Origin of the sequence: Azospirillum melinis (assembly GCF_013340935.1) — a bacterium.
Classification (GTDB): Bacteria; Pseudomonadota; Alphaproteobacteria; order Azospirillales; family Azospirillaceae; genus Azospirillum; species Azospirillum melinis.
On record NZ_WHOS01000006.1, the window covers coordinates 23203 to 40351 of the forward strand.

At 66.7% G+C, this 17149-nt stretch carries 13 protein-coding genes; 2 read left to right on the top strand and 11 right to left on the bottom strand.

What is annotated here, in order from left to right; translation table 11 throughout:
- Positions 1 to 38: 38 nt before the first annotated feature.
- From GBZ48_RS06710 to GBZ48_RS06735, 6 genes are all read right to left on the bottom strand, one after another.
- Positions 39 to 893 (bottom strand): ABC transporter ATP-binding protein, encoded by an 855-nt coding sequence (locus GBZ48_RS06710; RefSeq protein WP_174470311.1) that lies wholly within the window; start codon positions 891 to 893, stop codon positions 39 to 41.
- Positions 894 to 969: 76 nt separating this feature from the next.
- Complete coding sequence (locus GBZ48_RS06715) at positions 970 to 2262, bottom strand: ABC transporter substrate-binding protein (RefSeq protein WP_174470312.1); 1293 nt, start codon at positions 2260 to 2262, stop codon at positions 970 to 972.
- Positions 2263 to 2315: 53 nt separating this feature from the next.
- Positions 2316 to 3389, bottom strand: coding sequence for a branched-chain amino acid ABC transporter permease (locus GBZ48_RS06720; RefSeq protein WP_174470313.1), 1074 nt, complete (start codon positions 3387 to 3389; stop codon positions 2316 to 2318).
- Positions 3390 to 3396: 7 nt separating this feature from the next.
- Entirely contained in the window at positions 3397 to 4284 is an 888-nt protein-coding gene (locus GBZ48_RS06725) for a branched-chain amino acid ABC transporter permease (protein ID WP_174470314.1), read from the bottom strand.
- Between the two features lie 189 nt (positions 4285 to 4473).
- Positions 4474 to 6417 carry a long-chain fatty acid--CoA ligase gene (locus tag GBZ48_RS06730; protein WP_174470315.1) on the bottom strand — a complete coding sequence of 648 codons (1944 nt, stop codon included), beginning with the start codon at positions 6415 to 6417 and terminating at the stop codon, positions 4474 to 4476.
- Entirely contained in the window at positions 6417 to 7313 is an 897-nt protein-coding gene (locus GBZ48_RS06735; protein ID WP_209798440.1) for an ABC transporter ATP-binding protein, read from the bottom strand. Before GBZ48_RS06735 ends, GBZ48_RS06730 begins: the two co-directional genes overlap by 1 nt.
- Positions 7314 to 7513: 200 nt before the next feature.
- On the opposite strand from GBZ48_RS06735, the gene GBZ48_RS06740 reads away from it, so the two are divergent.
- Both GBZ48_RS06740 and GBZ48_RS06745 read left to right on the top strand, forming a co-directional pair.
- Entirely contained in the window at positions 7514 to 9268 is a 1755-nt protein-coding gene (locus GBZ48_RS06740) for an AMP-binding protein (protein ID WP_246307024.1), read from the top strand.
- A gap of 77 nt (positions 9269 to 9345) precedes the next feature.
- On the top strand, positions 9346 to 9915 hold the full coding sequence (locus GBZ48_RS06745) for a TetR/AcrR family transcriptional regulator (RefSeq protein WP_174470316.1): 570 nt from the start codon (positions 9346 to 9348) through the stop codon (positions 9913 to 9915).
- Positions 9916 to 9919: 4 nt separating this feature from the next.
- On the opposite strand, the gene GBZ48_RS06750 is transcribed toward GBZ48_RS06745, so the two are convergent.
- The 5 genes from GBZ48_RS06750 to GBZ48_RS06770 form a co-directional block, all read right to left on the bottom strand.
- The gene (locus tag GBZ48_RS06750) at positions 9920 to 12883 is read right to left on the bottom strand and encodes a methyl-accepting chemotaxis protein (protein WP_174470317.1); all 2964 of its coding nucleotides are present in this window, start codon (positions 12881 to 12883) and stop codon (positions 9920 to 9922) included.
- A 275-nt stretch (positions 12884 to 13158) separates the two neighbouring features.
- On the bottom strand, positions 13159 to 13653 hold the full coding sequence (locus GBZ48_RS06755; protein WP_098737064.1) for a winged helix-turn-helix transcriptional regulator: 495 nt from the start codon (positions 13651 to 13653) through the stop codon (positions 13159 to 13161).
- 132 nt (positions 13654 to 13785) lie between these two features.
- Positions 13786 to 15390, bottom strand: a complete 1605-nt coding sequence (locus tag GBZ48_RS06760; protein WP_246307025.1) for a sensor histidine kinase — start codon at positions 15388 to 15390, stop codon at positions 13786 to 13788.
- The gene (locus GBZ48_RS06765) at positions 15371 to 16195 is read right to left on the bottom strand and encodes a response regulator transcription factor (protein WP_174470318.1); all 825 of its coding nucleotides are present in this window, start codon (positions 16193 to 16195) and stop codon (positions 15371 to 15373) included. The genes GBZ48_RS06760 and GBZ48_RS06765 overlap by 20 nt, the downstream gene beginning before the upstream one ends.
- Before the next feature lie 28 nt (positions 16196 to 16223).
- Positions 16224 to 16958, bottom strand: coding sequence for a hypothetical protein (locus GBZ48_RS06770; RefSeq protein ID WP_246307026.1), 735 nt, complete (start codon positions 16956 to 16958; stop codon positions 16224 to 16226).
- Positions 16959 to 17149 lie beyond the last annotated feature (191 nt).

Below are 17149 nucleotides of genomic sequence, written 5' to 3' on the forward strand. Positions count from 1 at the left end.
CGGTGGGGCATCGGCACGCCGACGCCTCGCCACTCCCCTCAAATCCAGCGCTTGCGGCGCTTGAAGCTCTTCAGGTTCTTGAAGCTCTTGCGCTCTTCATTGCCGCCGCCGAGGTAGAATTCCTTCACGTCCTCGTTGTTGCGCAGCTCTTCCGCAGTACCGTCCAGCACGACCTTGCCGTTCTCCATGATGTAGCCGCGGGTCGCGGCCTGGAGGGCCATGCGGGCGTTCTGCTCCACCAGCAGGATGGTGACGCCAAGGTCCTTGTTGATCTGCTGGACGATGCTGAACACCTCCTTCACCATCAGCGGCGACAGGCCCATGCTCGGCTCGTCCATGAGGATCAGCTTCGGCCGGGCCATCATCGCGCGGCCGATGGCCAGCATCTGCTGCTCGCCGCCGGACAGGTAGCCGGCGAGGCCGGTGCGCTCCTTCAGCCGGGGGAAATAGCTGAAGACCATGTCCAGGTCGTCCTTCACCCCATTGTCGCGGCGGGTGTAGGCGCCCAGGCGCAGATTCTCCAGGCAGGTCATGTCGGCGATGATGCGCCGGCCCTCCATCACCTGGAAGATGCCCTTGCGGACGATCTGGTCGGGATCGATGCCGTTGATGCGCTCGCCATTGAAGGTGATGTCGCCGCGGGTGACCTCGCCGTCCTCGGTCTTCAACAGGCCGGAAATCGCCTTCAGCGTCGTCGATTTGCCGGCGCCGTTGGCGCCCAGCAGGGCCACGATCTCGCCCTCCGGCACCTCCAGGCTGAGGCCGCGGAGCACGAGGATCACGTCGTTGTAGACGACCTCGATGTTGTTGACGGACAGCATCAGCTTCTTCGCGGCCGTGACCGGCGGTGCGACTGGAGCGTTGGTCGAAGCGGCCGTGGCGGTGTTCAGCATGCGGCACCTGAACTGTTCGTAAAGATTGGGGGCGCCCCCGCCGGAGAGGAGGCGGAGGCGCCGCGTGCTTATCGGCTTACCAGCCCAGCCATTCCGGCTTGCGCGGAACGTCGACGGTGGTCAGCTTCTCCAGCTTGATGGTGCCGGCCTTGACCAGATCGTCCACGCCGGCGCCGGTGTCGCCGGTCACCTGGGCGCGGTAGATGTTGACCGCCGTCATGCCGCGGTGGTCGTTCTCGGCCCAGGTCGACGGCACGCAGACGCCTTCAAGCCCGGCCGGGACCCAGTCCTTCTTCTGGTACATCGCCTTGCGGATGTTCGGGCCGGTAACGCCGCCGTTCTTCGACGCCCAGTCCATCGCTTCCTTCATGTAGAAGGCGGTGCAGACGCCGGCCATGTAATGCACCGGACGATAGGCGTTGCCCGACGCGTCGGAGATCTTGGAGATGTCCTTCAGCGTCTTCATACCCGGCACTTCGGCGTTCCAGGTGACCGCGGTGCGCATCGGGAACACAACGCCGTTGGCGGCCGAACCGGCGGCCTTGGCGGCGTTCTCGTCCATGCCCCAGACGTTGCCCATGAACTGGACCTTGGCACCGACCGTCTGGCAGGCCTTCAGCACCGAGATGTTGGAGCCGGCGGTGTTGCCGAGATAGGCGTAGTTGGCGCCGGCTTCCTTCAGGGTCAGGCACTGGGCGGTGTAGTCGCCGGGGGTCAGGGCGAACTGCACGGCCGGCAGCACGTCGAAGCCCAGCTCCTTGGCCAGCTGCTCGCCGGCATCCTTGGGCGCGTTGGGATAGGGGTGGTTGGCGCCCATGTGGACGTATTTCGGCTTGCCCTGGCCACCCTGCTTCTTCCAGTCCTCCGCCGCCCACATCAGCATGCCGCGCAGCGCGTCGGAATAGGAGGGACCGTAGAAGAAGTTGTAGGGCGCCGGCTTGGAGCCGTGCGGACCCTTGCCGGTCGGGTCGGTCAGGTGACCGGAATAGGAGCCCGAATAGGCCGGGATCTCGTCCTTGCCGACGAAGCCGGTCAGCGCCTCGGTGTCGGCGGTGCCCCAGCCCTGGAGAGCCGCGATCTTGTCGCTGCCCGACGACCATTTCTTGTACTGGCTGATGGCGCGCGGCGCCTGATAGCCGTAATCGACGGTGTCGACCGCCAGCTTGGTACCGTTGATGCCACCCTTGGAATTGATGTAGGCCAGCGCGTCCGCGACGCCCTGCGCATAGGGCACGCCGACGTCCGACGTGGCGCCGGACTGGTCCGCCAGATGGCCGACCGGGATGTCGGCATAGGCCGTGGCCGAGGTCGCCAGCAGGAGGGCCCCAGTAACGGCCGAAGTGGCGAAGAGCGCGGTCTTGATCGACATGGTGCGTTGACTCCCCATTCTGTTCTGTTTGTTGATCGGCAAAAGCGTACGCATCAGTGCGAGAAGGGATAGAGCTTCCAGTAGGCCTTGATCTGCTTCCAGCGGTGGGCCAGCCCGTCGGGCTCGAACACCAGGAACAGGATGATGACGAGGCCGATCGACATCTCGCGCAGGAAGGCGATGTTGTCCTTCAGGTTCAGCGCGGTATCGAGCGCGGTGCCGCTCACCAGCTTGGTCAGCGCCTGCATCGCTTCGGGCAGGAAGACCATGAAGGCGGTGCCCATCAGCGTGCCCATGATCGAGCCCAGACCGCCGATGATGATCATGCCCAGGAACTGGATCGAGAAGAGGATGGTGAAGCCCTCCACCGACACGAACTGGAGGTAGTGGGCATAGAGGGCGCCGCCGATGCCGGCATAGAAGGCGGAGATGCCGAAGGACATCGTCCGGTACTTCGTCAGGTTGATGCCCATGATCTCGGCGGAGAGATAATGGTCGCGCACCGCCACCAGGGCACGGCCGTCGCGGGTCCGCATCAGGTTGGTGGCGAGGATGTACATCACCACCAGGGCCACCAGCGCCACGTAGAAGAAGCGCTCGTCGGTGTCGAAGGCGAAGCCGAAGATGGTCAGCGGCTCGGCGATGGTGCCGGCGGTGCCGCCGGTGAACCAGTCGGCCCGCGCGAAGAAGTCCTGCAGGATGTACTGCGCCGCCAGGGTGGCGATGGCAAGATACAGACCCTTCAGCCGCGCCGCCGGCATGCCGAACAGCAGCCCGACCAGCGTGGTGACGACGCCCGCCAGCGGGATCGCCAGCGCCACCGGGACGCCCAGGCTGTTGCTGAGCCAGGCCGACGCGAAGGCGCCGAAGCCGAAGAAGGCGGAGTGACCGATGGAGATCTGGCCGGTGAAGCCGACCAGGATGTTGAGGCCGAGCGCCGCGATGCCGAGATAGCCGATCTGGATCAGCAGGCTGAGCCAGTAGCGGTCCATGAAGGCCGGGCAGGCCAGCAGCAGGACCACGCCCAGGATCGCGAAGTTGCGGCTGGTTTTGGTTGGGAAGATGGTGGTGTCGGACCCGTAGGACGTCTTGTAATCGCCGCTCGGGATGATGCTGACGGATGCCATGGGGGCCTCACACGCGCTCGATGTCTTTGGTGCCGAACAGGCCGTAGGGCTTGATCATCAGGATGGCGATCAGGACGTAGAAGGGGGCGATCTCGTACATGTTGCCCCAGTTCAGCCACTGGCTGTCCAGGTAGTGCGCCAGATTCTCCAGCACGCCGACGATCAGCCCGCCGACCACGGCGCCGATGACGCTGTCGAGGCCGCCGAGGATCACCGCCGGGAACACCTTGATGCCGAAGAAGGACAGGGCCGACGACACGCCGTTGACCACGCCCACCGTGACGCCGGCCACCGCCGACACCATGGCGGAGATCGCCCAGCTCATCGCGAACATGTGGCGGACCGAGATGCCCAGCGACTGCGCCACCTGCTGGTCGAAGGCGGTGGCCCGCATGGCGAGACCGACCCGCGAGTATTTGAAGAACCAGCCGAAGCCCGCCATGATCAGGATCGAGATCAACAGCGACATGACGTAGACGGTCTGCACCTCCAGCCCGAACAGGTTGACGGTGGGGCTGGCGAAGATCTGCGGGAAGGGCTTGGCGAAGACGCCGAACATCCACTTCATCGCCGCCTGGAAGACGATGGACAGGCCGATCGTCACCATGATGACGGAGATGATCGGTTCGCCGATCATCGGCCGCAGCACGACGATCTGCAGGATGACGCCGAAGGCCAGCATGAAGGCCAGCGTGATCGGGAAGCCGATCCAGAAAGGCAGCTGCCAGTGGGTCAGCAGCCACCAGCAGGTCCAGGCGCCGATCAGCAGGAATTCGCCCTGCGCGAAGTTGACGATGCGGCTGGCCTTGTAGATCAGCACGAAGGACATGGCGACCACGCCATACAGCGCGCCGACGATCAGGCCGTTGACGAGAAGCTGAAACAGAAGGGTCATGGCGTGGCCTCGTTCTGTCCCTCTCCCGCCCCGGGAGAGGGGGACCGCGAAGCGGTCGGGTGAGGGGTGATCCAAGGATCAGGGTGCTTGCCTCTTGCCGGCCCCCTCACCCTTCCCATGCTGCGCATGGGCCCCTTCCCTCTCCCGGGACGGGAGAGGGTGTGATTGACGGTGTGCATCGCGCTCTCCTCACGCCGCGACCGGTTGCCGCGGCGCCTTGGCGGCGGCGGGAGCCAGGTCGATGACGGTCAGGGTGGTGCGGATGCGCTGCTTGGTGCCGTCCTGGAAGGCGATGGTGGTGTCCACGTCGATCTTCGGCTGGCCGGCATAGATGCTGTCGATGATGGTGCCGTACTTCTCGGCGATGACGCCGCGGCGCACCTTGCGGGTGCGGGTCAGCTCGCCGTCGTCGGCGTCCAGCTCCTTGTAGAGAAGCAGGAACTTGGAAATCCGCTGGTATTCCGGCAGCGTCTGGTTCACCCGCTCCACCTCCGCCCGCAGCAGGTCGTAGACCTCCTGCTTGGACGACAGGTCGGAGTAGGTCGTAAACGCGATGCGGTTCTTCTCCGCCCACTTCGACACGATGGGGAAGCGGATGCAGATGATCGCCGACAGATAGTCTCGCTTGTCGCCCAGGATCACCGCTTCGGCCACATAGGGGCTGAATTTCAGCTTGTTCTCGATGTATTGCGGGCTGAAGCGGTCGCCCTGGGCGGTGGTGGCGATGTCCTTGATGCGGTCGATGATGACCAGATGACCCTTCTTGTCGAAGAAGCCGGCGTCACCCGTGTGCATCCAGCCGTCGCGCATGTCGGCGACGGTCGCTTTCTCGTTCCGGTAATAGCCGGCGAACATGTTGGGGTGGCGGGTAACGATCTCGCCGACGCCATTGTGGTCGGGCTCGATCACCTTCACCTCGATGCCGCCGTCGAACGGCACGCCGACCGTGTCGAAATCCACGTCGGTGCCGCGATGGACGGTGTAGGCGCCCATCGTCTCGGTCTGGCCGTAGATCTGGCGCAGCGGCACGCCCAGCGCCTGGAAGAACTTGAAGGTGTCGGGGCCGAGCGCGGCACCGCCGGTCGCCGCCGATTTCAGGTTGGTGAAGCCCAGCCGGTCGCGCAGCGCCTTGAACAGGATCGCGTCGGCCATCGCCGAGCGCTGCCCCTTCGCCAGAGCCTCCAGCCCCAGCTTCATGCCAAGCTCGAACATCTTCTGCTTGAAGGGGGAGGCGTCCATCATGCGGGCGCGCACGTCGGCGGCGATCTGCTCCCACAGGCGCGGGGCGAACAGCACGAAGCTCGGCCCGATCTCGCGGAAGTCGTGCATCATCGTCTCGGCTTCCTCGACGAAGTTCACGCGCATCCGCGACACCATGCCCATGCCGACCGCATAGACCTGTTCCATGATCCAGGACAGCGGCAGGACGGAGACGTAATCGTCCTCCGGCCCCTTGGGATCGGCGGACAGGTAGCTGGCGACATGACGGATCAGCCGGCCCGCCGGCAGCATCGCCATCTTCGGATTGGAGGTGGTGCCCGAGGTGGTGCAGAGGATGGCGACCTCCTCACCCCTGGTCGCCGCGACCATGCGGTCGTAGAGGTCCGGCTGCTGCGCATGCAGTTCCTCGCCCATCGCCACCAGATCGGTGACCGGCATCAGGCGGGGGTCGTGGTATTTGCGCATGCCGCGCGGGTCGGAATAGATGATGTGCTGCAGCGTCGGCAGCCGCTCGGCGAGGTTCAGCAGCTTGTCGACCTGCTCCTCGTCCTCGGCGAACACCACCTTCACATCGGCATAGGTGATGAGGTAGGCGACCTCCTCGTCCAGCGCGTCGCGGTAGATGCCCAGGCTGTAGCCGCGCACCGCATGGGTGGCGATCTCGCCCATCACCCAGTCGGGACGGTTGTCGCCAAGAAGCCCGACGACCTCGCCCGGCACGACGCCGAGCTTGGTCATGCCCAGCGCAAAGGCGCGGACACGGGCATGGACCTGGCTCCAGGTGAAGGTGCGCCAGATGCCGAAATCCTTCTCGCGCATGGCAATGTCGTTGCCATGCTCGCGGGCGTGCAGGGCCAGCAGCTTCGGCAGGGTGTCATTGACGGCCAGATCGGGCAAAGTGAGGTTCGACATCACGCAACCTCCTTGCGGGCCGGAGGAATGGCGGCGACAGGCGCCTCCTCCTCCTCGTCCTCGCCCAGATAGGCTCGGCGGACGCGGGGATCGGCGAGGACCTCCTCCGGCTTGCCTTCGGCGATCTTCTTGCCGAATTCCAGCACCATCACCCGGTGCGAGATGTCCATGACCACGCCCATGTCATGTTCGATCATGACCACGGTCATGCCGAATTCCTCGTTGAGGTCGACGATGTAGCGGGCCATGTCCTCCTTCTCTTCCAGGTTCATGCCGGCCATCGGCTCGTCCAGCAGGATCAGGTCCGGCTTCAGCGCGATGGCGCGGGCCAGTTCCACCCGCTTGCGCAGGCCGTAGGACAGCGTGCCGGCGGTCGCCTTGCGCACATGCTGGATTTCGAGGAAGTCGATGATCTCCTCCACCTCGCGGCGGTGGGACAGCTCCTCCTTCCTGGCGCCGGTCAGCCAGTAGAGCGACCCGGTCAGGAAGTTGTTCTTCAGCAGGTGGTGGCGGCCGACCATGATGTTGTCGAGCACGGTCATGTGCCCGAACAGCGCAAGGTTCTGGAAGGTGCGGCCGATGCCGAGGGCGGCGCGGTGGTTCGGGGTCATCCCCGTCACGTCGCGGCCCTTGAAATAGACCTTGCCGTCGGTCGGACGGTAGCGGCCGGAGATGCAGTTGACCATCGAGGTCTTGCCGGCCCCGTTGGGACCGATGATCGAGAACAACTCGCCCTTACGGATGCCGAAACTGACGTCGGTCAGCGCATGGACGCCCCCGAAGCGCAGATTGACGCCCCGAGCCTCGAAGATGGTCTCCGCCTGGGTGGTGGGCGACTTTTGGCCAGGGGAATTTTGGCCAGGGCCGGGGTGTGGTGCGACGGGCGCGCCGGACATTTCCTCCTCCGTTGCTGTTGGTACCGCTTCTTCGGGTCACGATCCGGCTCTTTGGCGGCCGGCGGGGTCCATATTGTGGACCGTTTCATGAGCAACTTCCGCACTATATACCGGGCTGCGGTCTGTTTTCAACACTGACATTCCGCCAGTGCATGTTTTTTGTTGCGATTGGCGATCGAACGGTCCATATGATGGACCTCATGAACAGTAACGCTGACATCGTCCCTCCCTTGGCGGCTTCTGCAACCGCTCCCAGTGCGGCGGGCGGCACCCAAAGCCTGGAGCGCGCCATCGCGCTGCTGCGCGCGGTCGCCGACGCCGAAACCGACGGCGCGCGGCTGGCCGATTTGATGACCGGGGTCGGGCTGTCGAAGGCCACCGCACACCGGCTGCTGATGGCGCTGGCGCGCGACGGGCTGGTCGAGCAGGACGGCCGCAGCAAGCGCTATCACCTGGGTCCCGATCTGGTGGCGCTGGGCGATCTGGCGGCCCTGCGGCACCGTCCGCCGGCACCGTCGCCTCCCCCCGCCCCGCCCCAGCCGCCGGAGGCCGCAGCACCGGTGGCCGTGCAGCCCTCGCCGCCCATCCTAATGGTGAGGCCGTCGGCCTTCCTGCGGCCGGAATACCGCGGCGAGTCCATCGCGCTGGCGACGCTGCTGTGCGACCGCCATGTCCGCGCCGCCGATGGCGCGCGGGCGGCGCTGCTGCATGAAAGCGTCGCCGGACAGACGACGGAGCTGAGCTTCGCCCGGCTGGCCCGCGATTCGGCGCGCTTCGCCACCGTGCTGGCCAGCATGGGGGTCGGGGTGGGCGACCGGGTGGCTGTGCTGCTGCCGAAGGGGCCGGAACTGCTGATCACCGCGCTGGCGATCTGGCGGCTTGGCGGCGTCTACATGCCGCTGTTCACCACCTACACCGCCTCGGCCGTCGCCTACCGGCTGGCCGACAGCGACGCACGGGCCATCGTCACCAACGGCTTCCTGCGCCGCAAGGTGCCGCGCGACAACACCCGCCCGGTGGTGACGGTGGAGGGCGACGAGGCCTTCGGTCCCGACGCCGTGCCCTTCTGGTCGTCGCTGCACGAGGCCGCCCCGCTGGGCGAGGTGGCGCGCTACCGCGAGGGCGACGCATTCGCCCTGATCTATACCTCGGAATCCGAGCCGACGCCGCTCGGCGTCTCGCTGCCGGTCAAGGCGCTGTCGGGGATCGAACAGTACATGCGCATCGGCCTCGACCTGCGCGACGACGACATCTACTGGAACATGGCCGATCCCGGCTGGGCCTATGGCGCCTATTACGGGCTGGTCGGACCGCTGCTGCTGGGACGGACGACGATATTCTGCGACGGGCCCTACGACGTGCGGCAGGGTTACCGCATGCTGACCAAGTTCGGCGTCACCAACCTGACCGCCGCCCCGTCGCAGATCCGCGCCTGGCACGGTGCCGATCCCGGCGTGTCGCATCAAACCGCGCTGCGCATCCTGTCGGTGGTGGGCGAGCCGCTGCCGCCCGACCTGATCGCCTGGGCCAACCGGACGGTGAAGGTCCCCCTGCTCGACCAGTATGGCCAGCGCGAGACCGGCATCTTCATCGTGAACCGGTACGATCCCGACGGCATCGGCCGCCACGAGTCCGAAGGACCGGACGGCGCCGATGCGGTCCAGCCGGCAAGCGGCTCGCTCGGCCGGCCGATGCCGGGCTTCCGCGTCGTCATCCTCGATCCCGACGGGCGCGAGGCGCCGGTGGGCGGCGCCGGCGAGATCGCCATCGACGTCGACCACTCCCCGCTGTTCTGGTTCGAATCCTACGCCAACAACCCGGACCGCACCGCCCAGCGATTCCGCCACGGCCGGCGCTATTACCTGACCGGCGACCGGGCCTTCCTGGACGGCGACGGCAACATCCATTACCGCGGCCGGGCGTCCGACGCGATCCAGATGCAGCAGGGCGAATAGTCACGGACCACCCTTTTCGGGTATAGAACGCGTTCGGGACTGCGGCTGCGGCAATGGGAAGAGCGCGAAGGACGGGTATGGAATCCAAGACGAAGAACCGCGAATCCTGGCTGGCCGCCGCCTTCGCGGCGCTGGCCGAAGGCGGCGTCGACAAGGTGCGGGTGGAGGTGCTGGCGAAGGCCCTGAAGGTCACCAAGGGCAGCTTCTACTGGCATTTCCGCGACCGCACCGACCTGATGGGCGCCCTGCTGGACAGCTGGAAGCTGGGCCGCATCGCCGCGATCAAGGAGCAGACCCGGCTGGACGGGCGGGAACCGGCGCAGCAGCTGCGCGACCTGCTGGCGCTCTATGGCGGCAACAAGCCGCGCGGCATGGCGATCGAATTAGCGGTGCGCGACTGGGCCCGGCGCGCGCCGGAGGCGGAAAGCGTTATCGCCGAGGTCGACCGCGAACGCCTGCACAGCGTTGCCGGCCTGTTCGTGGCGCTCGGGCTGCCCGCCGACCAGGCCTTCGCCCGCGCCTACCTGTTCTACGCCTTCGCCTTCGGCCAGGGCCTGCTCGCCCCCGGCGCCGCGGCCGACCGGGCCGAGGTGGTGCGGGCGATCTGCGCCGACGTGCTGGTACCGGCGGCGCAGCCGCAATCCTGAGCGGTCACGGCATGTAGGCCAGCCGCAGATTGCCCCAGTGGCGGCCGCGCACCATGATCGGCGCATCGACCTCCTTCAGGCGGACCATCTGGCCGCCGCCCATGTCGCGGCGGTAGGCCTGCAACAGGAACGACCGGGTGTTGCGCGCCGCGGCAAGGCCGGAGCGGTCGGCGAAGACACGGCGGTTGCGGCAGTGGGCGGCGTTCCAGACCGCGTCGCCCGGCCGCTGCGGGTCGGAATAACGGCTGTTGTGGGTCGGCAGATAGCCGACGGCGTTGACGGCCGCACAGAACTGGAAGCGCGGGTTGGAGGCCAGGATCGGCTCCTGGATCGCCGGGAACAGGCGGTCGGTCAGGTCGGTAAAGGGGGCGAGGCACTGTTCCGGCTCCGTGCCGGGAATGCTGGACAGCTCTGTCGAGAACAGTGCGTCCTCGCCGATGCTGCCGCTGGCAAGCGCGCCCTCCAGCGCCTTGCCCAGCGCCGCCGCAGCATCCTGTGCGGTGGCGATGATGGCGGAATCGGCCTCGACCATCGCGTTGTAGGCGCTTTCCAGACGGCTGTTCTGATCGTCCGACAGGTCGTCCAACGCCAGATGCAGGCCCAGATCGCTGGTTCCGGCGACGATGGCCGGCAAATCGCCGACATCGCGCAAGGTCACGGTCACCTGTGTCTGCTCGGCAAACTCCGGCAGCCCCTTGCTGTCGATCAGCAGCCCGTCCAGCGACAGGTCGAGCATGGTGACGGTGCGGCGGTCGCCCGCCACGGTCATGGCGATCGGCTCCTCGCACGGGATGCGGTTGGAAACGCGGCGGTCGCCCGCCACCGACTGGCGCAGCGCGATGACCAGCCGGCGCTTCAGGTCGGCCACCGCGCCCTGGGTGTCGGTCATGCGGCGGCTGACGTCGGTGGCGATGCTGGTGATCTCGTCGGTCTGGTCGCGGATTTGCAGCACGCTACCCGACACCTGGGAAGCGCCGCCGGCGGAGTTGGTGGCGCTGCGCCCGATCTCGGCATTGGCGGCGGACTGCTCCTCCACCGCGGCGGCGGTGGCGGTGGCCGCCTCGTCGATCTCTTCGATCACCGAGATGACGGTCTGAATGGCCGAAACACTGCCGCCGACCGCATGCTTCAGCTGGTCGATCTGGCGGGCGATGTCCTCGGTCGCACGCGAGGTCTGGTTGGCGAGCTGCTTGACCTCGCTGGCGACGACGGCGAAGCCCTTGCCGGCCTCCCCCGCCCTGGCGGCTTCGATGGTGGCGTTGAGCGCCAGCAGGTTGGTCTGGCCGGCGATCTCGTTGATGAGGGTGGCGACCTTGGCGATCTCCTCCGTCGCGATCTCCATCCGGCCGATGGCGGAAGCGGAGCCGCGGGCGCTGTCCACCGCACGCCGTGCCACCTCGCTGGAGCGCGCCGCCTGCCGGGCGATCTCACGCCCGGAGGAATTCAGTTCCTCCGTCGCGGCGGCAACCGATTGGGCGTTGGAACTGGCCTGCTCCGACGCGGCCGACACCACCACGGTGTTCTCGCGCACAACGCCGAGCGCCTCCATCAGATGCTCGATGCCGTCGCCCGCCCGCCGGCTCGCCAGTTCCACGCCCATCCAGGTGGAGTCCAGGTCGCCTTCGATGGATTTGCAGGTTTCCAGCAGGGCTTGGCGGGTCAGCGCCTTCTGGCGCAGCTCGGTCTCGTGCTTCTCGTGGATGCCGTAGGCCAGCTTCGCCTTCATCGCGTTCAGCTCCGACGCCACGCGCCGGAATTCCGGCACGCCGATGGCTTCAGCCGGGCTGACGAAATCCCCACTGGAAATGCGGGCGAACGTCCTTTCGAAAGATTTCAACGGCCTCCGGAAGGTCAGAAGCAGCCCCCAGGAGATCAGCCCGGACGCGACCGCCAGAGCGGAAACGATTGCCGCCGTCTCCATGAACCGAACAGAGAAGTCACTCTGCGCCTCCGAAACCTCTTGCCCGGCGCTTTTCATCTGGAAGTTCAGCAGGTCACGGTTCGCTTCGAAGGCCGTTGCGAACAGCGGCGTGACGACCGTCCGGACATCCCGTTCGACCGCAAGCGAATCGCCGTCCTTGATGTGCTCCATCGTCGGCCGCAGCCCGTCCTTCACGTATTTCGTGCGCAGTTCGAAGAAGCGGTCGGCCAACACCCGTTCTTCGGGCAGTTTCGGCAAGGCGCTGTATTCGGCCCAGACCGCCGTGATGGCGGCGATGTTGCCTTCGATCCGGGACAGCAGATCCTTGATCGCTGCCGGTTGGGCGCCATCCCGCACCTCAATGATCAGGCTGGTTATGATCTGCCGGTTGTCCGCCATACGGGTCAGGATATCGTTGCTGATCCTGGCGGCAGCCAGACGTTGGCTGTACACGCGCGTCAGGGCGTCGTTCGATGCCGACATGCCCTCCAGCCCCAAGCCACCCACGAAGATCATCGCCGCGATCAGCAGAACGAAAGCACCGAGCAGCCGCCCGGTCATGCTCGTCCATGCAGAATCCAGCCAGCGACGCGGCCCCTTCCGGTACAGCCCACCACCACGGAGTTCCACAGCCGCACGGTTGTCGCGCATCTCCGCATACAGCCTGTCGGCCGCCGCGATCTCGTCCCGAGACGGCTTGGAGCGGATGGAGATGAAGCCGGTGATGGCGCCGTCCTCCATCACCGGCGTGACGTTGGCGCGCACCCAATAGAAATCGCCGCTCTTGGTGCGGTTCTTCACCAGCCCTTCCCAGGGCCGCCCCGCCTTCGCCGTCGCCCACAGGTCGGCGAAGGCCTCCTTCGGCATGTCGGGGTGGCGGACGATGTTGTGCGGGGCGCCGATCAGCTCGTGCTCGTCAAAACCGCTGATCTCGACGAAAGCCTGGTTCACAAAGGTGATGCGACCGCCGGTGTCGGTGCGCGACACCAGCGGAATCCCGTCGGTCAGATGAACTTCTCGGTCGGTGATCGGTGTATTGACGCGCATGACGCGGTTCCGCTCCAGCCATAGCCTCGAACAAGTCGGTCGGGCATGGTGGCGAACCGATAGCAGCAGCATGAAAGCATCGGTCGGCCTCCAGGACCGGAGCTTGCGCTGCAAGCGGCATGCCGCATCATTTTGTCGGTAAACGAACAAACTCCGCATTCGGGCGCAACGGCAACGCGAAATCGGCTGGCATCGCTCGTTGCAAAATGCCTCCGGAAAAGCGGACCGGCCCCAAAGTATTATGCAATTTCGAAAAAGCTATATTGTCTCACCGTTCAGCCGCGCAAAGGCCCGTTGGACAGCCCGTCGAGCGGGATCGCGGTGACGCTCTTCACCTCTTCCATCACGGCGTAGGTGTGGGTTTCCCGCACGCCGCGGGCGGTGGACAGCAGCTCGCCCAGGAACAGGCGGTATTCGTTCATGTCGCGCACACGGGCCTTGACCAGATAATCGAAGCCGCCCGCCACCATGTGGCACTCCATGATCTGCGGCATGCGCAGGACGGTGGCCTTGAAGTCGTCGAAATTGTCAGGCGTCGTGCGGTCCAGCACCACCTCGACGAAGACCAGCATCCCCGCTTCCAGCCGATGCGGGTCGAGCAGCGCGACATAGCGCTGGATGATGCCCTCGGATTGCAGGCGTTTCACCCGCTCCAGGCAGGCGGCCGGGCTGAGGTTGATGCGGCGGGCCAGTTCCACATTGCTGAGACGTCCGTCGTCCTGCAACTCGCGCAGGATCTTGATGTCGGTGGAATCGAGGCTGCGGTCCATCGGCGGCTCGGAATGCTGTTCGGCTGGCGGCCCCGATCCTAGCGGAAAAATTGGGGCCAAGCCATGCCGGACCATAGCCGCAGCGGTTGGAGCGATGCGGCTCCGAAGCCTGTTTGCCGCCGGCGGATGGCGTCAGGCCGCCAGCGGCAGGGTCACCGTCATGCGCAGGCCGCCGGTCGGACGGTTTTCGGCACGGACACGGCCGCCGAAGGCTTCGATGTTGCGCCGGACGATCCACAGGCCGATGCCGAAATGCGCCGCCCCGGCCTGATGCGCCGCCGCCTCGTCCTCCGGCATGCCGCGGCCGGGCTCGCGGTGGGAGAAGTAGCGCTCGAAGATGCGTTCCAGATTGGCGGGATCGACGCCCGGCCCCTCGTCGTCCACCACAAGCTCGGTGCAGGATCCGACGCGGGTCAGGCGGACGCTGACCGTCCCGTCGGCGGGCGAGAAGCTGACGGCGTTCTCCACCAGATTCTCGACGATGGTCTCCAGCGTCTCCTCGCTGGCCCGCACCACCAGCCCGGCATCGATGCGCGAACGCATGTGCAGGCGGCGTTCGGCCAGCAACCCGGTGTAGCCGCCGGCCATCCGTTCCACCAGCGACGACAGGTCGACGCGGCGCCGTGCCGGGGCCAGCAGGTCGGCCGCCGCCTCGTCCATCCGGCGGGCGAAGGACACGAGGCCGTCCAGCTTGTCCAAGGACTTCTCGATCATCGTCAGGGCGCGCTGGCTGCGGGCGTTTTCCGCCGGCAGGGCGCGGCGCAGCGGTTCCACCGACTGGCGGATCACGGCGATGGGCGTCTTGAAGGCGTGGGCGTTGTCCTCCGCCGCGCGGCGAAGCGACTGGGCACTGTCGCGCAAAGTGGAGACCAGCCGGTCGAAATCCTCCGCCACGCCGGCCAGTTCCGGCACGGTGTTGCGGGCGGCGAAGGAGGCATTGCCGCTCTCCTGGTCGGGCACGTCCTCGCCGCCGACGATGCGGCGGGCCAGATCGCCGAAGCGGTTCAGGTTGCGCCAGATGCCGGCCAGTACGGCCAGCACCAGGGCGGCCATCGCCAGATAGATCGCCGCGGCAGCCTGCACCGCCGGCGTGCTCCAGTAGGGGCGGCCGATGGAGGAGGAGATGTAGGCTTCGGTCGCGTGGCTGGTCACCAGCGCCCAGCAGCCGAAGCTGGTCTTGATCGGGGTGATGGAGGACAGCACCTCCTCCCCGCCTTCGGCATGGGGGACGCGCATCGCCAGCGTCGAATTGCCGGCGCAGCTCGACCCCAGACGGTCCAGCACGCCCTGTTCGAGCAGGAGGCGCCGTTCGGCGTCGATGTCGGCGGTCGACAGGCTGGGCGCCGCGGCGACGTAGAAGAAGGGTTCCGGCCCGGCCTTGGCGCCGGACGCGCTGGCCGCCACCCGCGGGCGCACCAGCAGCTTCAGCCGCGTGCGGTCGTCGCCGTAGCGGGCAAGGGCGATGCTCAGGCTGGGAAGGGCCGTGCGGTCGACGCCCAGCAATTCGGGCTCCAGCGCGCGGGCGATCAGTTCGCCCTGGCGCTGGGCGCTTTTCAGCAGAAGCTGCTGCGACGCCTCGTCGGCCCGCTGGAACTGGTCGTAGAGCAGAACCGGCACCGCGACGAATACGAGGGTGAGCAGCAGCAGGCGGCTCGCCATCGAGCGCCAGAGCCAGAGCAGGCGGGCGGACGCCCGTCGGGGCGCCCGCATCGCAAGGTCAATCGGCAGCAGCGCCATCGATCAGCATATCCTCGCCCATACCATCCTCGTCACGGCCCTGGTTGGCCGCGTTCTCACCCTTGCCCCAGCGGTAGCCGAAGCCCGGATAGTTCTCGATGCAGGCGAAGCCGGCGTCGACCGAGCGGAACTTCTGACGGATGCGCTTGATGAAGGCACGGACGTTGGCGCGGTAGCCCGACGGGCCATAGCCGGCGACGAAGCCCTTGCCGTGGACGAGGTCGTAGATCTCGCGGTAGGAGACGTCCTCTTCCGGGCGGGTCGACATCAGCTTGACGATGTTGAACTCGGTCAGCGTCAGGTCGATGCGCTTGCCCTTCCAGAAGGCGCGGCTGTTGTCCAGGCGCAGTTCCAGCTCGCCCAGGCGGTGGCTGGTGGCGTTGCCGCCGGCTTCCCCGTCCTCCGAGCCCTTGGCGCCGTCGCCCTTGATGCCGTCCAGGATCAGGCGCATGCGCTTCAGCAGGATCGACAGGCTGCGCGACTTCTCCACGAAGTCCAGCGCGCCGCCGGCCAGCGCCGCCTCTTCATAAATCTGGTCGGACAGCACGGTCAGGAAGATGACCGGCGTGGCGATGCCGCGGGCGCGCATCTGGCGCAGCACGTCGATGCCGTCCAGCTTGGGCATGCGCCAGTCCAGGAGGACGATGTCGACCGCCCCGCCCTCGGCGAAGAAATCGAGCGCCGGTTCGCCGCGGTCGAAGGTGATGACCTCGTAGCCCTCGTCGCCGAGGTTGAGGCTGAGCGACTCACGGAACAGATCGTCGTCGTCCACCAGAGCGATGCGGGCAATGGTCGGATCGGTCATCGCGGACATTCCCTTGTTCGACTCCGGCTTACTGAAACCCGGGGCGGACAGGGCGCCCTGCGTCAGCTTGAGCGAGGAGTTGTGCGAAGCATCGGTGGTCGGCGTCAGGGACATTTTGGCTGCTCTTCATGTCGTAGGAGAGGGCGCGGAAGTCCTGGGACGAGGTCATATCCATGAAGAAGAAGACCTTGAGGGTACAATCGCCCTTGGCATACCGCCAGATCTTGGCGGGAGGCGCCTCTTCCCGTGCAACGGGGGACCCCAGGAGTTTGAGAGTCTGGACTTCGTCCAGCCCGACAAGGCTGTCGGGGTCGGCGTTGGGGGTTGCGGGTGGGGTGGACATGCCCCCCATGGCCGGCGCCATCGTCGGCACCGCAGCGGCGTTCGCCGCCTGGGGGGTGGTATCGGGTGCGATGGCCGCCAGCTGGGTGGAGGCCTGGGTGGATGACTGGGCGGCAGCCTGGGCCATCGCCAGATCGCCGGTGGTGACCGGCGGGCCGGGCTGCGGCATCGGCAGGGCCGGGGCCAGCGCGGCGGCGTCGGGCACCTTGCGGGCCGGCTTCTGCCTGGGCACCGGCGGGGTTGCCGCGCGGGCGTTCGGGTTGGCCGACGTCATGTCCGCCCCGCCCCATCCCGGCCCGGCCGTGTTGGCCGGGCAGCCGGCCAGCAGCAGGACCGCGACCAGCAGGCCCGCATGTCGGCCCCGGCCGGCGGCGTAGGCGCCAAACTGCGCCACATCGCGGAGGACTGCCGGCACGGTCATGGGGGCGGGCCTTTCAAATCCAGGAGGAACGGACATAACGGCATTAACACGGGACGAACCATTTCCATCTAGCCTGGAAGTCAACTTCGCGTGCTGGTTGGAGTTGGCCGCGTCTGATGTCCCTAAACTCAATCCAGTCTGGTTAATGGCGCGTTAAAGCCACAGCCCTTACCCCCATTTTGCGAAAACCC

What these genes read in the sequence shown, in the direction of transcription:
- GBZ48_RS06710 (WP_174470311.1), bottom strand. Translation starts at nt 893, where the DNA reads ATGCTGAACACCGCCACGGCCGCTTCGACCAACGCTCCAGTCGCACCG.
- GBZ48_RS06715 (WP_174470312.1), bottom strand. Translation starts at nt 2,262, where the DNA reads ATGTCGATCAAGACCGCGCTCTTCGCCACTTCGGCCGTTACTGGGGCC.
- GBZ48_RS06720 (WP_174470313.1), bottom strand. Translation starts at nt 3,389, where the DNA reads ATGGCATCCGTCAGCATCATCCCGAGCGGCGATTACAAGACGTCCTAC.
- GBZ48_RS06725 (WP_174470314.1), bottom strand. Translation starts at nt 4,284, where the DNA reads ATGACCCTTCTGTTTCAGCTTCTCGTCAACGGCCTGATCGTCGGCGCG.
- GBZ48_RS06730 (WP_174470315.1), bottom strand. Translation starts at nt 6,417, where the DNA reads ATGTCGAACCTCACTTTGCCCGATCTGGCCGTCAATGACACCCTGCCG.
- GBZ48_RS06735 (WP_209798440.1), bottom strand. Translation starts at nt 7,313, where the DNA reads ATGTCCGGCGCGCCCGTCGCACCACACCCCGGCCCTGGCCAAAATTCC.
- GBZ48_RS06740 (WP_246307024.1), top strand. Translation starts at nt 7,514, where the DNA reads ATGAACAGTAACGCTGACATCGTCCCTCCCTTGGCGGCTTCTGCAACC.
- GBZ48_RS06745 (WP_174470316.1), top strand. Translation starts at nt 9,346, where the DNA reads ATGGAATCCAAGACGAAGAACCGCGAATCCTGGCTGGCCGCCGCCTTC.
- GBZ48_RS06750 (WP_174470317.1), bottom strand. Translation starts at nt 12,883, where the DNA reads ATGCGCGTCAATACACCGATCACCGACCGAGAAGTTCATCTGACCGAC.
- GBZ48_RS06755 (WP_098737064.1), bottom strand. Translation starts at nt 13,653, where the DNA reads ATGGACCGCAGCCTCGATTCCACCGACATCAAGATCCTGCGCGAGTTG.
- GBZ48_RS06760 (WP_246307025.1), bottom strand. Translation starts at nt 15,390, where the DNA reads ATGGCGCTGCTGCCGATTGACCTTGCGATGCGGGCGCCCCGACGGGCG.
- GBZ48_RS06765 (WP_174470318.1), bottom strand. Translation starts at nt 16,195, where the DNA reads ATGACCGATCCGACCATTGCCCGCATCGCTCTGGTGGACGACGACGAT.
- GBZ48_RS06770 (WP_246307026.1), bottom strand. Translation starts at nt 16,958, where the DNA reads ATGACCGTGCCGGCAGTCCTCCGCGATGTGGCGCAGTTTGGCGCCTAC.